The following is a 16,119-nucleotide window of genomic DNA, read 5'->3' on the forward strand; positions in this document are numbered from 1 at the left end:
ATAAATTTAAAGAGTCGCTTTTATTATGTGTTCTAATTTTCGGTGTGCATTTGGAATCAGTTCTTTTAATGCGCGGCGATAAACATCCTTCTTAAACGCCACAACCTGGCCAAGCGGGTACCAATAACTCACCCATCTCCAACCATCAAACTCAGGGCAATCTGTTGAATCCACGCACACACAAGCATCTGCACAACGAATGGACAGCAAAAACCACTTCTGTTTTTGCCCGATACACAAAGGCTTGCTGTTATGTCTTAACATGCGTTTGGGAAGTCGGTAACGTAACCATCCTCGGGTTTTCCCCACGATTTCTACCTGATGAGGTTCCAACCCCACTTCTTCCTTCAATTCTCTATACAAAGCATCTTCAGGAGTTTCATCAGGTTTAATACCGCCTTGGGGAAATTGCCATGCATTTTGTCCCACACGCCTTGCCCAAAGAAGTTGGCCACGCTCGTTCATCAGTATGATGCCCACATTCGGCCTATATCCGTCTGCATCAATCACGAGCTATCACCTTTTAACATAAGAATAAATTATTTTCATTGTTCCATATTTCGCCTTCTGGCACAATTAAGACAGGTGTTATTTGTCGCTCTCATCGTTATACTTTGTATACATTAAATGAACTAAGGACTGCTTGTGACGCTCGCAATATTTGATTTAGATGGCACCTTATTAAGCGGTGACAGTGATTACGCTTGGGGAGAATTTTTAGTAGAAAAAGGATTGGTGGACACACAAGCCTATAAAGAAGCCAATGATCGCTTCTTTGAACAATACCAATCTGGCACCTTAGATATTTATGAATACATGGCGTTTAGTTTAGCGCCGCTTACTTTATTCAATAATGAAGAGCTAATAAAACTACACAACACCTTCATGGCTGAAAAAGTCGCGCCTATGATGCAAGATAAAGCAAAGGCATTGCTGAAGCATCATAAAGACCAGGGTCATTTCTTACTCATGATCACGGCGACCAATCAATTTGTCACAGGGCCCATCGCAGATGCACTGGGTATGGATCACATCATCGCACCCATTCCTGAGATTATTAATAATCGCTACACAGGAAAAACCGTCGGCGTTCCAAGCTTCCAAGAAGGCAAGGTCACTCGCTTAAATGACTGGCTAGCCGAGACAGGACATTCGATGGAAGGCAGCTACTTCTACAGTGACTCTCGTAACGACTTACCACTTTTAGAACTCGTTACTCACCCTGTTGCTGTTGACGCTGACCCAACACTGACTGAAATTGCCAAGGAACGCGGCTGGCCTCATATTTCACTACGAGACTAGTCGATAACCCTCTATGTTCCATATAAAAAGCCTCTTTACTTTTTGAAGTAAAGAGGCTTTTTTCATTCAAAACATACCAATAACGCGGCGCTACAGACCCATATTGTTATGGATTCGGTAGAACAATGCTTTCAAATATTCCGTTTCTTCAATCGCTGGATGAACCGGATGATCTGGCGCTTGCGTACCACGATAGATCAATTGAGAAAAACGCTCTAACTGACGGCTGTTACTGCGCACTATGTCATGTAATCGACTTGTTTCTAAGTGCATAGAGCAGGAACCCGAGACTAAAATGCCGCCTTTAGCGACCAAGCGCATAGCCAGCTGATTCGCTCGATGATACGCACCTTCTCCTGCTTTAATGTCTTTACGACGAGCGATAAAAGCTGGTGGATCCATGACAACCACATCAAAACGCTGTTTTTCTTCAATCAAAGACTGCATCGCTTCAAATGCATCGCCGTGCATAAGTTCAGAACCACCTTCGTACTGGTTCAATTTAAGGTTTGCGTCCACATGGCTTAAAGCGCTTTCAGATGCATCAATAAAGGTAACATCCGTCGCACCAGCGGCCGCGGCTTGAACACCCCAACCACCAATATAAGAGAAAACATCAAGAACGCGCTTGCCATCGCAGTAATTTTGCATGGTTTTGCGGTTTTCACGATGATCATAAAACCAACCCGTTTTTTGACCATCCCAGACAGGCGCTTGAAAAAGCACATCATTTTCTTGCAAGAAAACCAATTCAGGCACTGTACCAAACGCTTCTTCAACGTATGTTTCTAGCCCTTCGATTTGGCGCATTTTGCCATCATTTTTCATTAATATAGCGGTTGGTTTGATCACATCTTGCAAAGCTTCAATGATTTCGCTTTTCAAACGCTCCATTCCTGCAGTAGAAATCTGCACCACTAATATATCGCCGAAACGATCTACAACTAGACCTGACAATCCATCTGAATCACCAAATACTAAACGGTAATAAGGCCCTTTATAGGCAATTTCACGTAATGACAAAGCAATTTTAAGACGATGAACCAACGTTGACTTATTCATAACACCATCAACACTGCGGCTTACCAAACGCCCGCAGATCAAAGTGTTAGGATTAATCATCGCAATACCAATGGGCTTCCCTTGCGCCGTTTCAACAACAACCTGATCGCCTGGAGTAAACTGTTTTAATGGTGTCTTATTAGTATCTACTTCATTGCTGTAGATCCATTGATGACCCGCTCGTAGACGTCGATCAGCTTGCCCTTTTAGTCGAATAACGCTCAATTTCTTCACCCAGTGATTTTAAAAAAACCTATTATAAATGCTACACACTCAATTGCTATTAATTAAGTGTTCGTTGAATTATTTGTCTTGATTTAGACCGCGCCGCTGACAACTTACTTAAAAGTAATAAGTGATAAGTGATAAGTTTTGAAATTAGAATGTTGGAAATTAAAATACTAGCAGGAAAGCTCAAAGACTAAAGCGACATCACTTCAACCTTTGAGACTCATCGAAGGGCAACCATACAGGAAAGAAAATACTTTATGCTAACAACTGGTCCAGATCATCTTCTAATAAAAGCGCCTCACCAAGCTCATAAATAATTTTTTCAGGCAATCCTGCCGCCTTAGATACGGTTTTAGGGAAACCATCGACAACGAGCATTTCATCACGCTCATCTCTAATACAAGCATTTAAGTAACAGGCTAGATTCAAAATACACGCCAGTGGTTGCGGATTTTCCTCGCTAAATGGTCGTTTATGAAGCCTCACAGCTTCTCCTAATTCAGGAGGAAATTTCCATAAATCCATTAACGCTTTACTAGCGTCTTGTGTTGTAAAAGTAAGTTTATCCATTTCTGCCTTGGTGCGGCTGATGTATTGAGTTTTCACCAACACTTGTATTTCTTGCGCGATATTTGGCTCAGTTAGGTGCAGTAACAAACGACCTAGATTATGAACAATCCCAGCCGTAAAAGCCTCTTCTGCATCCACAGCATCCGTTCGTTTTCCTAACCATTGAGCAAGGAGTGCAACTCGAAAAGAGTCTCGCCAAAACTCTTTTAAATCAATACCTTCAACACTTTTTACAGAGTTAGCAAAACCAGAGGCTATGACTAATGTTTTTAATTTATTCAACCCTAAAATAACTGTGGCTTCATCAATAGAGTACACTTTCCTAGACAATCCAAAGTAAGCAGAGTTAACAACGCGCAATACTTTTAATGACATCGTCTGATCATGAGCAACTTTTTTAGAAATATCGAAATAATTTGCGTTAGGGTCGTTCAACAGAACGATTAACTCCCTGACAACATCAGGAACATTAGGAAGCTTATCAGTGTGCTTTAATAAATCTTGTACTTGCATAAGTCGCTGCCTTAAGCCCTATTAAAAATTGATGCCTTGAGAATAGGACTGTAATAATAAAATACACAACACTAGGCCTAGCATTACGCACTTATTACTGAAATCCAAGCAATATTATAATTTTCTAGTTAAACACTAACGACTATAATTAATGAGTAAAATTAAGAAAATGAAGACAAACCGGCCGCTCTGGCTACCAGTTTTTCTTTCAGTTGAGTGCTCTGATGAAAATGCGCCATACCACTATTACGAAGTTGTACAAGCAGAGGTTGCTGTGAGCCAAACAATCGCTTAAAGCCTTCCATCCCTGCGGCCATGGCAATATTGTCTAACATGCGAGCTCGTTGATAGCGACGCAACACCTTACTCGCACCAAGAGACTCTCCGCGTCGATGCGCTTTCGCCAATACATCAACCAAGGCTTTGACATCCCCAAAGCCCAAATTAGCACCTTGGCCAGCCAAAGGGTGAATGGTATGAGCCGCATCGCCGATTAAAGCAATTCCTGATTTGACATACTGTTTAGCATGACGCTGACGAAGGGGTATAGATTGCCTTTTTGTGGTAATATCAAGCACAGTAAAGCGATGACTAATGGCATAACCAAGTCGCTCACAAAAAGCCTGATCATCTAGCATCATCAATTGCTCTGCGTCTTTAGGCGGAACCGACCACACGATTGACACAAAATGACGATCATCAACGCTGGGCAATGGTAAAAAGGCCAAAATGCCTTCTTCACCAAAGCTTTGCCATGCGGTATTTTCATGCTCCTTATCCACCTCAATAGTTGAGACAATAGCATGATGCCCATAGTCCCATTCGATCGTATCAAAAGCGTTATGAGTTCGTAATTTTGATAATGCGCCATCGGCGGCAATAATTGCTTGCGCTTCTAGCTGTTGACCTGAGAGCAAAGTAGCCTTCACTCCAGATTCACTCAACTCATGAGTTTCTAGCTCATCAGCAAGATACAAATCAATATTAGAGGACAGTCTCATCTCCGCCATCAAGCTATCACAAAGCACGGCATTCTCGACAAGGTGCCCTAGTTCCGGCAAGTTGGTTTTACGTGCATTGAAGTCGATATAGCCTTCACCTAATCCATCCCAAACGACCATATTGTTATAGACAGCAAGTCTTTCTTTGGGGATTTTCTGCCACGCGCCAGCAGACTCTAACAACGCTTTAGATTGACAGGAAATGGCACTAACACGCGCATCATAACTCGGGGGTGTCGACAATACATAGTCGCCACTGTGCTTATCAACAAGCGCAATCCGTAATGACGAATCTGCCAGCAACAATGCCGCTAAAGACCCCACCATACCGGCACCCACTATGATCAAATCGTATTGCTTTGCCATTTACTTATCCCCAACCACTAACCTTAGGTTAAACAATTTTTAATGATTTTGAGCCATAAAAGCTTCAATTTCATCAATTTCTCTTGGCAGGCCATGGGTTAAAATATAAGGGCCATCGTTGCGAATTAAAACATCATCCTCAATACGAATACCAATACCACGCCACTTCTCATCGACCGATTCATTATCTAGAGACACGTATAAACCAGGCTCTATGGTTAACACCATGCCTGATTCAAGCGGACGAGACTCTCCATTCACTCGATATGTCCCACAATCATGAACGTCTAAGCCAAGCCAATGACCGGTATTGTGCATATAAAAATCTCGATACGCTTTGCTTTCGATCAGAGTATCAACATTTCCTGTCAATAATCCTAGCGATACCAAACCTTGAGTCAAAATACGTACAGCAACGTTATGGCACGCCTCATAAGGCGCACCCACTTTTAATTCTTGTAAACCTGCCGTATGTGAGTCTAATACCACTTGGTAGAGAGCAGCTTGTGGCTCAGTGAATTTGCCATTGGCTGGAAAAGTTCGCGTTATATCACCAGCATAACAACCAAACTCTGCACCGGCATCGATAAGCACTAAGTCACCATCATCAATGGTTTCATCATTTTTGATATAATGAAGAACACAGGCATTGCTGCCTGAGGCAACAATGTTGTTATACGCAGGCTGACGCGAGCCCGATTTCATAAACACATAATTTAGTTCAGCTTCCAGTTCATATTCTTTCATGCCTGGACGCACTGCTAACATTGCTTGCTTATGTGCTTCGACGCTGATTTGCGCTGCTTTTTCCATTAGCGCAATTTCTTCTTCATCTTTGCGCAAACGCATCTCGGCAATAGCCGGAGACAAATCCATCAACTGCGTTGGCGCTACCGCGCCAGCACGCGCTCGTGCTGTGAGATTATCTCGCCACACTAATACTTGTTGGCGAAGTTTTTCATCGCCAAAAGGAAAAGCGACATTTTGTGCCCCGTCTAGCAAAAATATCGCAGCGTTATCAAGCTCATCTAATGGTACCGCGTCACAAACACCAAATGTATTCACGGCCCCCTCAACACCATAACGAAAACCATCCCACTGCTCTTTCTCTGGATCTTTCGGTAAGGTAACCAAAATAGTATCGCCGTTGCCATTAATTAAGGCATAGGCACTTGGCTCAGGAAAACCCGTTAAATAAAAGAAGTTACTATTCGGTCGAAACTCATACTCACAATCATTGTTACGCGTGCAAAGATCACCTGTACGAATAATAGCAACGGTATTTTCAGGCAAAGACTGAATCAAACGCTCACGTCGAGCTTGGTAAGTTTGACTTTCGATTTTCATGCACGCTCTCTCTTATAGTGGGTGGTGACAACCAACACAGCGATGACAGCTGAGTTGGACATAATCATTAATGCAATGAGGCTTTCTTGGTATGGTCAACATTAGGCTTAACGTCATAATGCTCTGAGTACAACATCATTGCAGACAAACGAACGTACTCAACTAATTCCGTGAGGTCCACTTCGTTGTCGTTATTGTCCTCCAATGCTCGCATATCAGCTTGCATGGCAGAAATGTTGGCAAAATCTCTTAGTACTTGTTTAGTCTCATCCGTCAGATCTTTTTTCTGCCCAGACAACCCATAACCTGCTAAAAAGCCATGAGCCCATTGGGATAATGTCATTCCGCGCTCACAAAGCTCGGCATCTTCATCTGAAATGCAAGGTACAAGCGCATATTCGCCATTTTGCAATAAGGTTAACGTTGCTGTGTATAATTCAACAATAGCTGCACGACTTGCGTCCTCTTTCCAACTGGTAATATCGCAAAACTCAGCGACCATGGTTAGCCAATCTTCTAACGGCAACGCGACACCTGCAGACAAATAACCACAAAGCTGACCATGCAGTTCAGCAGGCGATGCACTAATAGATTCGGATACAAATACATCAGCAATTAAATCAAAATCAAGCGCATCTTTTAACATTTCTGTGGACATGGAGTGTCTACCTATTTCTATTGTGTTGTCTAAATAATGGGAAGCCATAAAAACGCGGCTTAATGCTGCAAAGCAAGAAGCCGCACCTAACGGCACGGCTTCTTATCAATCGCAACACTGTCTACCTAATACATACTATATGGGGCAGTGTGAAACCGCTTTCAAGGCTAAGACTTAGCTAAGCTGCTTAAGGCCAGATTCAAGCGTTTGCAAAATCAAGGTGTTGATGGTCATTGGGCCAACGCCACCAGGAACTGGCGTGTAAGCGGCAACACGGTCAACTAATGGAGCCAATTCTATATCACCAACGCCACCAGGATGATAACCCGCATCAACAACGACAGCGCCATCCTTGATCCATTCAGCTTTAATAAATTCTGGCTTACCAACGGCACCCACAATCACATCTGCTTGCTTAATCAGATCAGGAAGATTTTGCGTACGAGAATGACAAATCGTCACGGTCGCATTGGCATTAAGCATCATCATAGCCATCGGTTTACCCAAAATTGGGCTACGACCAACGACGACAACATGCTTGCCTTCTAAAGCCACATCATACGCTTCTAATAGACGCATAATGCCAGCAGGTGTCGCTGCACCATAAGCAGGTTCTTGCATAGCCATGCGGCCAAATCCAAGACAGGTCACACCATCTACGTCTTTACGCGCTTCAATAGCATCAAAACAAAGACGCTCATCAATCTGAGCAGGCACCGGATGTTGTAACAAAATGCCATGAACATCTGGATTGCTATTTAAGTCATTAATGGTGCTTAACAACTCTTCTGTGGTCGTGGTATCTGGCAATTCAATCGCCATAGAATCCATACCAACACGACGACAGGCGTTGCCTTTCATTTTGACATAGGTTGCTGACGCTGGATCAGCACCGACAAGAATGGTTGCTAGAATGGGGGTTCCGCCAGTGCGCTGTTTTAACTCAGCGACTTGAGCTTGAAGGCGGGTTTCAGTGTCTTTGGCGCAAAGCTTGCCGTCAAGAACCTGTGCAGTCATGGATGGACTCCTGCATTAAATAATGTCGTGGATTGAGGGAGGGCTATTGTAACCTAAGTTAATAATAGATAGGCGCCCTCATGGTGTTTAATTCAAGAAAAACAGTCTTTAAGGCTAAGCTGGCTCTAAATAATCGACCATTAACTGAAGGTTTTTCTGACCTCTAAATTCATTAATATCAAGCTTGTAAACTAGACGAATTTTCGCGCAAGATTCATTTGGCCATTTTTCCAAATCGACAAAAAAGCAAATCGCGTCAAGCAATAAACCACTTTGCGGTTCTCTCACCATCAATTTCAGATGCTTCTCGCCCACTAGGCGTTGCTGCAATACATCGAACACACCATCAAAACAAGGTTCAGGAAAAGATTGCCCCCAAGGCCCAGATAAGCGAACTTGTTCAGCAAAGCTTAGACTGAAATCTTCAGCAGCTAAAGGCCCATCTGTCCAAATGGTAGCCTTAAGCTGATCTGGCGTTACCCACTCACTAATAATGGCATCAAACGCTAAACGAAACGCATCGTAATGAGACTCTTTAATACTCATGCCAGCCGCCATAGCATGGCCACCAAACTTACTTAATAGTTGTGGATAGCGCTTTGCTAACAAATCTAATGCATCACGAATATGGACCCCAGCAATAGAGCGCGCGGAGCCTTTCAGTTCATTTTCTCCAACACGAGCAAAAGCGATCACTGGACGATGGCATTTTTCTTTCATACGAGAAGCTAGAATCCCAATCACGCCTTGGTGCCAATCGGGATCATAAAAACACATACCATTAGGCATTTCTTGATCGTCATCCAATAGAGTCGATAGCACCTCTTCGGCCTGATCTTTCATGTCTGACTCAATCGCTTTACGCTCTCGATTAAATTGATCTAATTGCTGCGCATAGCGTTGTGCCTGATGCGGGTGAACCGCTAACAAACATTCAATACCCACTGACATATCATCTAATCGACCTGCTGCATTTAGCCTAGGCCCTACGACAAAACCAAGATCTGAGGCTTTTAACCGCGTATAATCTCGTCGCCCAACTTCCAGCAACGCTAGAATACCAGGGCGAGCCTGGCCAGCTTGAATACGCTTGATACCCTGCTGCACCAAAATTCGATTATTGGCATCTAAAGACACCACATCAGCAACGGTCCCTAACGCCACTAAATCTAAATACTCCGCCATTTTTGGCTCAGGTATATGCTGCTCTTCGAACCAATTACGACGCTTCAATTCAGCACGCAATGCGCTCATAACATAAAAAATCACCCCAACACCGGCCAAGTTCTTACTACTAAAACCACACTCAGGATGGTTAGGGTTAACAATCGCATCCGCCTCAGGTAACTCGTCCCCAGGCAAGTGATGGTCTGTCACCACTACTTTCATGCCGTAGAATTTCGCCGCTCGAACGCCGTCTAAGCTGGCAATACCATTGTCCACCGTGACCAACACATCTGGGGATTTCTCCTTTGCCACTTCGACTATTTCGGGCGTTAGGCCATAGCCAAATTCAAAACGGTTAGGCACCAAGTAATCAGGAGAAACTGCTCCCATGGCTTCTAATGCAAGAATCCCCAAGCTCGTACTAGTCGCTCCATCGGCATCAAAATCCCCAACTATCAGGATTTTTTGTTCTGCAACAATAGCGTCAGCCAGAATATTCGCGGCGGCTTGAAGCCCAAAAAGAGGGTCGGGACGTAATAACAAAGGAAGCCGATAATCCAATTCGTGCTTAGAATTCACACCTCGCGCTAAAAAAATACGCTGTAAACTCAACGGCATCTCTGCTGAAAATTGCGCTGAAACTTGTTCGTTATCCGTATGGAATGACCGACGTTCTATGTGCATATCGTTACTCAGAATCTTAAAGGGCTTACAGATTAGCTAATTAGAATAGCACAATTTATACAGCCGATTTTGGTAAAACAGCTATTCCCATAGCCTATTAAAGCTAGAAACATACTTGGTTTCTCCCGCCTTCCTTTGCTTCATAAAGCCGTCTATCGGCTACCTTTAGAGCAATATCTAGAGGTTTTTTTTCACTTAATTCTGCGACACCAAAACTAGCGGTTATATGGAGACTCTTCTTATCGTAAAGAAAATCATGCCCCTCTATGGACTTCCGTATACTTTCTACTAGCTCTAAAACTCGCTCTGATGAGTCTTCATTGATGGCAAGTAAAAACTCCTCTCCACCCCAACGTGAAGACAAACTACTGTTAGGTAATGTTTTCTTTATCAACCTAGATAGTTCACTTAATACAAAGTCACCACAATCATGCCCATGAAGATCATTAACCTTTTTAAAATAATCCACATCAATCAAAATCAAATACAAACGATACGATTTAAACACGTCTAAACGCTGTAACATCCCCCTCCGATTTAGCAATCCGGTCAATAAATCTGTTTCAGCCACTTCTTTAAGTTTTTTAGATGCCATTTGTAACTCGTCATTAAAACGAGACATTGAGTACTCATAAATACTAGAAAGAAAAACAACAACAAAAAATGAGGCAACTATTCTGAACTTCAAATGCTCTTCATACTGAAATGAAAAAGTAGCGATTTCAGAAGAGAAATAGAGAATTAAAATGAGGAAAAGAGTAAAGACACTTACTTCAAACAACCCTCGTTTCATTCCTTGAATAAATAAAGAAACAGAAGGAACACAAAAAATCCACACATAGCCAGTACCACTCACACCCCCGCTAAATACCAGATAAAGCATAAGAAAATAAAGTGGGTAAATAATAATAGAGCCCGACACTTTGTAATTATGAGTCGCTCTTAAATAAAACTGATTGGCAAAAAACAGCGTCGCAGAAACAAGTAACACAGCAGCAAGCTGTATATTCCCTCTAGATAAGGCAACGATACCCAGCGGAAGAGTAAAAATAATACCTACAATTGAAAATAAATTTACAATCAGTATCCGACGCGCCTGCTCTGAAAAGTTTTGCCCTGACACACCGAAATAAAATACGTAACGGATAAAAACCTTTAAGCTTTTATTATCATTATGTTGAGAATCAGGCTGGTTAGCACCATTAAAGTCCCCCATTATTCCCTTCCTCTGCCTTGTTAAACATTGTTCGAACGTATGCATTCACCTATTAAGATAGACGAAACGACACAGAGTATCATTATTGCCTACCTGTTTATTATAAAATTTAGCCGCTATGCCTATTTAACAACCAGCTGGATAAAGACGAGACAACAACACTGGCACCACGGTCTCAACGCGCAAAATACGATCACCTAAATGAACCGACTCCATGCCCGCTTCAAGCCATTTTTCGACTTCAAATTCGTTCCAACCACCTTCTGGCCCCAGCGCTAAAACGCAGGACTCTTTAATCGCCACAGGACAAGCCTCTGCATGGTAAGGATGAGCAAGCAGACCTCTCTTACCTGCAACAATTGCAGGCAGCTGATCTTCTACAAAGGGGCGAAAACGAGGAATCATGTGACAAACAGGCATAATAGTGTCTTTCGCCTGCTCCAACCCTTCCAACAAAGACTGCTGGATCGAATCATGCTGCAGAACCGGACTCTGCCAATAGCTTTTTTCCACCTTAGCAGAGTGAATCAAATAGATTTCCTTCACTCCCATCGCACTGATGTTTTGCAAGGTGCGTTTGAGCATATTAGGTCTAGGTAACGCCATGACCAACACCATGGGTAACGCTGCCGGCGGTGCAGAAGACAAGATCAATGAATGAATCTGCCCGGGATTTTCACCTTCTGGTGCCTGATAAATACCCTCTCCAATGTCACCATTTAACAAGCCAACACGCAAGACATCGCCAGTGACGGCTTTGATGACCTTTGTTACATGCAGCTGTTGGCGTTCAGAGAGCGAATAATGTCCGCCACCTTGTTCATTTTGAGGATCAAGTAACAATAAATTCATAGAAAAAGACTAGCAGAAAAGGTAAAAGAAAAAAGCCGCCCCTCATAGAGGAGCGGCTTTCTGTATCGTTAACTCGTCATCGCTTTGTTAGATGCGTTCAGCCACAAAGGATTGAACCTCGTCTAAGCTATTGTCTAACACTGCATAAGACTCTTCACGCTCGAAAAGATCTTTCATGTGCTCAGGCAAACTTGGAGTCTGACAACCGGCCTTTTCAACCGCTTCGGGGAATTTCACCGGGTGCGCTGTTGCCAAGGTAATCATAGGCACGGATTTGTCTTTCCAGCACTGACGCGACGCTTCCAAACCAATCGCCGTATGAGGATCAAGAAGGTACTGAGTCGAAGCAAATACATCCGCAATCACTTCACAGGTCTTCTTATCATCCACTTTGTAGCTATCAAAGTTGTCTTTCACAAATGACCAAGCTTGGTCATTAAGTGACACATCGCCGTTATTAAAACGCGCCATCAAATCATCAATCGCAGCGCCATCACGACCATGAGCATCAAATAACAAGCGTTCAAAATTACTCGATACCATGATGTCCATACTTGGAGACAAGGTCACGTTTAGAGATTGACGACTCATGTCATTTTCTGCAATCACACGATGCAAGATGTCATTTTGGTTAGTCGCCACGACAAGCTGATCAATCGGCAAGCCCATTTTCTTAGCAAGATAGCCTGCGAAAATATCACCAAAGTTACCCGTAGGAACAGAGAAAGATACTTTACGATGCGGCGCACCAACAGACAAAGCAGAAGAGAAGTAGTAAACGATTTGAGCCATGATACGCGCCCAGTTAATCGAGTTTACTGCGCCTAGCTTGGCGCCTTTCAAGAAAGACTGATCTGCAAAGCTGGACTTCACCATCCCTTGGCAATCATCAAAATTGCCTTTCACCGCGATATTGAAAACGTTGTCGTCAATCACTGTCGTCATTTGACGACGCTGTACTTCTGACACACGCTCAAAAGGATGTAAGATGAAAATATCTAAATGCTCAGAGTGGCGACAACCTTCAATGGCTGCCGAGCCAGTATCGCCTGATGTCGCACCAAGAATAACCAGCTTTTCTTTGCGTTCGGATAGCACATAGTCCATTAAACGACCCAGCAGCTGTAGTGCAAAGTCTTTAAACGCTAGGGTTGGTCCACGGAATAACTCAAGTATCCATTCGTTATTACCAACTTGAACCATAGGTGCAACAGACACATGATTGAAACTTGCATAAGCATCATCAATCATGTTTTTAAACGCATCCGCCGGAATATCACCTTCAACAAAAGGCCACATTATCTTAAACGCAAGTTCTTGATAACTAAGATTTGCCCAAGAAGCGATCTCTTCTTTACTGTAATGAGGTAAGGTTTCTGGCACATACAAACCGCCATCATTCGCCAAACCAGCTAATAGCACGTCACCAAAAGACAACGTTGGCGCTTTACCTCGAGTAGAAATATATTTCATTGTTCTCTCTCCTTAAGCCAATGTTTCAACACGAATACGTTGCACAGTACCCGCGACATCTGGCAAGGCCTCAATTTCAGCGATCGCCGCATTCATAGAGCGCTCTTTCACGTCATGAGTCATCACTACAAGTGGCACAAGGTCACTGCCTTCACGCTCGCGCTGAATCAAAGACTCAATACTGATGCCATTTTTCGATAAGATCTGAGTAATATTTGCTAATACACCAGCACGATCTTGGATCGTCATGTTAAGGAAGAAACCACATACAATTTCTTCAATCGGCAGAATATTCACATCGGACAAAGCGTCCGCTTGGAACGCCAAATGCGGCACTCTATTGGTAGGATCTGCCGTCAAAGTACGCGCCACATCAATTACATCAGCCACAACTGATGAGCCCGTTGGCATCGCGCCAGCACCAGCACCATAAGTCAACGTCGGCCCGACCGCGTCACCTTTTACCATGACCGCATTCATTACACCGTTTACATTGGCCAATAATTGCTTGTTAGAAATCAAGGTCGGATGCACACGCAATTCAATGCCATGCTTAGTACGATTCGCAATGCCTAAATGTTTAATGGCATAGCCTAGATCGCGGGCAAAAGCGACGTCTTCAGAGGTAATTCGACTGATGCCTTCTGTATAAGTTTTTTCAAATTGCAGAGGAATACCAAAAGCAATAGACGCCAAAATCGTTAATTTATGAGCAGCATCAATGCCCTCTACATCAAAAGTAGGGTCCGCTTCAGCATAACCTAGCGCTTGAGCTTCTTTTAGCACGTCATCGAAATCCCGACCTTTTTCACTCATTTCAGTCAGAATAAAGTTGCCCGTACCATTAATGATACCAGCCAACCATTCAATACGATTTGCGGATAAGCCTTCACGAAGAGATTTGATAATAGGAATGCCGCCTGCAACGGCAGCCTCAAAGGCAACAATAACGCCTTTTTCTTGTGCTCTTGCGAATATTTCATTGCCGTGTTCTGCAATGAGTGCTTTGTTAGCAGTTACCACATGTTTGCCATTTTTGATGGCGGTTAGCACGAGCTCTTTAGCGACGGATGTGCCACCAATAAGCTCAAGGACAATATCAATCTCTGGGTTATTTACGACATCAAAGATGTCGCGGGTAATGTTCACTCCGGTGGTATCACATGTGTCGTTATCACGACGCATACCAACTTGCTCAACTACAATACTGCGGCCAACTCGTCGTGTAATTTCTTCTGCATTATTACGCAGAATATTAAAACTGCCAGAACCTACTGTTCCCAGCCCACAAATTCCGACTTTTACCGGTTTCAAAGCAACACCCCACAGAGATAATTTAATTTTTATACGATGTTTAATAGCAACACCTAAGCCCTGACATTATAGCGTTAGAGTGAATTAAACCCAACGAAGAATACCCTGAACAAGGCTCATGTTTAGTGGAATATTTTGCGTTTCCCCTATAAACCCAATTCTTTTGCTAATGAATCCGCAGGCAAATAACCAGGAATAAGTTTACCGTTTCCTAAAACAATACTTGGCGTGCCACGAACACCAATAGAGTTGCCTAAATTGTAATCATCAGCAATGGGATTAACGCACGTATTTTCAGGAACATCATTACCTTCCATTGCTTTCGTCAGCCAAGCTTTAGGGTCATCAGAACACCAAACACTGACCATCTTTTTATAGACACCAGAACCAATACCAGCACGAGGATACGCTAGATAGCGAACAGTAATACCCATCTCATTTAACTTAGGAACTTCTTTATGCAGCATCCGACAATAAGCACAATCTACATCGGTGAAAACGGTAATGTGAGCTTTCTCGTCTGCTGCTTTGAAAACAATCATTTGTGATGCTGGCAGTGTTTCAATTTTAGCGAGTTTTGCTTTTTCGCTTTCATTCTCTACCGCCGTACCTTCTACACGATACATATCGCCAGCGACAAAATACTTACCATTAGCCGTTACATGCAAAGTAGGACCGTCTTTCAAGGTAACCGTGTATAGGCCGGAACCTGAATGAAGCTCAACATTTTCTATTTGATATTGGGGTAAAGCTTGCTTTATAGAAGCGCTTACTTCTGCTTTGTCGGCTAGAGTGGTTGTGGAAAATAAAGCGAGTAATGAGCTCATCATTACGAATCGAGAAAGGGGTTGAAAAAGACACTTCATTGAATACCTCAAATAAATAAGATTAATCAATATTAGGCCACAACCTTATGGGGAAGTTCCATAAAAAAAGGCGACTTGCGTCGCCTTTTTTTAACACAGAAAAATTAACGTTTAGCCAATTTCTCTTTAATACGTGCTGATTTACCAGAACGCTCGCGTAGGTAATAGATTTTAGCCTGACGCACGTCACCGCGACGTTTCACTTCAATACTTTCAACGATTGGGCTGTAAGTTTGAAATGCACGCTCAACACCGATACCGCTAGAAATTTTACGAACGGTAAATGCTGAGTTAAGACCGCGGTTACGCTTAGCAATTACAACACCTTCATAGGCCTGTAGACGCTCGCGTGAACCTTCTATAACTTTAACTTGAACGACAACAGTATCACCAGTACCGAATACTGGAATTTCTTTTGTCATCTGTTCAGCTTCAATCTGCTGAATCAGTTTAGTTTTATTACTCATGGATGTGACTCCT

15 protein-coding genes are annotated in these 16,119 nt (G+C 43.0%); 1 reads left to right on the top strand and 14 read right to left on the bottom strand.

Features of this window, described 5'->3' with window-relative positions; genetic code table 11:
* Positions 1-6: 6 nt before the first annotated feature.
* On the bottom strand, positions 7-510 hold the full coding sequence (locus E0D70_RS15370) for an RNA pyrophosphohydrolase (protein WP_133013160.1): 504 nt from the start codon (positions 508-510) through the stop codon (positions 7-9).
* 135 nt (positions 511-645) lie between these two features.
* On the opposite strand from E0D70_RS15370, the gene E0D70_RS15375 reads away from it, so the two are divergent.
* Positions 646-1,302, top strand: coding sequence for a histidinol-phosphatase (locus tag E0D70_RS15375; protein WP_133013161.1), 657 nt, complete (start codon positions 646-648; stop codon positions 1,300-1,302).
* 90 nt (positions 1,303-1,392) lie between these two features.
* Here E0D70_RS15375 and E0D70_RS15380 read toward each other — a convergent pair whose 3' ends face one another.
* From E0D70_RS15380 to rplS, 13 genes are all read right to left on the bottom strand, one after another.
* Positions 1,393-2,589, bottom strand: a complete 1,197-nt coding sequence (locus E0D70_RS15380; RefSeq protein WP_133013162.1) for a class I SAM-dependent rRNA methyltransferase — start codon at positions 2,587-2,589, stop codon at positions 1,393-1,395.
* A 261-nt stretch (positions 2,590-2,850) separates the two neighbouring features.
* Entirely contained in the window at positions 2,851-3,678 is an 828-nt protein-coding gene (locus E0D70_RS15385; protein ID WP_133013163.1) for an HDOD domain-containing protein, read from the bottom strand.
* 161 nt (positions 3,679-3,839) lie between these two features.
* Positions 3,840-5,045 (bottom strand): UbiH/UbiF/VisC/COQ6 family ubiquinone biosynthesis hydroxylase, encoded by a 1,206-nt coding sequence (locus tag E0D70_RS15390; protein WP_133013164.1) that lies wholly within the window; start codon positions 5,043-5,045, stop codon positions 3,840-3,842.
* A gap of 39 nt (positions 5,046-5,084) precedes the next feature.
* Positions 5,085-6,392, bottom strand: a complete 1,308-nt coding sequence (locus E0D70_RS15395) for an aminopeptidase P N-terminal domain-containing protein (RefSeq protein WP_133013165.1) — start codon at positions 6,390-6,392, stop codon at positions 5,085-5,087.
* Positions 6,393-6,459: 67 nt separating this feature from the next.
* Positions 6,460-7,050: a UPF0149 family protein gene (locus E0D70_RS15400; RefSeq protein WP_133013166.1), complete on the bottom strand. Its 591-nt coding sequence runs from the start codon at positions 7,048-7,050 to the stop codon at positions 6,460-6,462.
* 174 nt (positions 7,051-7,224) lie between these two features.
* Positions 7,225-8,067, bottom strand: a complete 843-nt coding sequence (gene folD / locus E0D70_RS15405; protein WP_133013167.1) for a bifunctional methylenetetrahydrofolate dehydrogenase/methenyltetrahydrofolate cyclohydrolase FolD — start codon at positions 8,065-8,067, stop codon at positions 7,225-7,227.
* Between the two features lie 114 nt (positions 8,068-8,181).
* Positions 8,182-9,918 (bottom strand): single-stranded-DNA-specific exonuclease RecJ, encoded by a 1,737-nt coding sequence (gene recJ, locus E0D70_RS15410; RefSeq protein WP_133013168.1) that lies wholly within the window; start codon positions 9,916-9,918, stop codon positions 8,182-8,184.
* Between the two features lie 103 nt (positions 9,919-10,021).
* Positions 10,022-11,134, bottom strand: coding sequence for a GGDEF domain-containing protein (locus tag E0D70_RS15415; protein WP_165942918.1), 1,113 nt, complete (start codon positions 11,132-11,134; stop codon positions 10,022-10,024).
* 126 nt (positions 11,135-11,260) lie between these two features.
* A complete protein-coding gene (locus E0D70_RS15420) occupies positions 11,261-11,986 on the bottom strand; it encodes a 16S rRNA (uracil(1498)-N(3))-methyltransferase (protein ID WP_133013170.1) in 726 nt (241 codons plus the stop codon).
* 87 nt (positions 11,987-12,073) lie between these two features.
* Positions 12,074-13,459, bottom strand: a complete 1,386-nt coding sequence (thrC, locus tag E0D70_RS15425; RefSeq protein ID WP_133013171.1) for a threonine synthase — start codon at positions 13,457-13,459, stop codon at positions 12,074-12,076.
* Between the two features lie 12 nt (positions 13,460-13,471).
* Positions 13,472-14,773, bottom strand: coding sequence for a homoserine dehydrogenase (locus tag E0D70_RS15430; protein ID WP_133013172.1), 1,302 nt, complete (start codon positions 14,771-14,773; stop codon positions 13,472-13,474).
* 146 nt (positions 14,774-14,919) lie between these two features.
* Positions 14,920-15,639, bottom strand: coding sequence for a thioredoxin fold domain-containing protein (locus E0D70_RS15435; protein ID WP_133013173.1), 720 nt, complete (start codon positions 15,637-15,639; stop codon positions 14,920-14,922).
* Positions 15,640-15,743: 104 nt separating this feature from the next.
* A complete protein-coding gene (rplS, locus tag E0D70_RS15440; RefSeq protein ID WP_133013174.1) occupies positions 15,744-16,106 on the bottom strand; it encodes a 50S ribosomal protein L19 in 363 nt (120 codons plus the stop codon).
* Between the last annotated feature and the right edge of the window lie 13 nt (positions 16,107-16,119).

This window comes from Marinomonas flavescens (assembly GCF_004352835.1).
Lineage (GTDB): Bacteria > Pseudomonadota > Gammaproteobacteria > Pseudomonadales > Marinomonadaceae > Marinomonas > Marinomonas flavescens.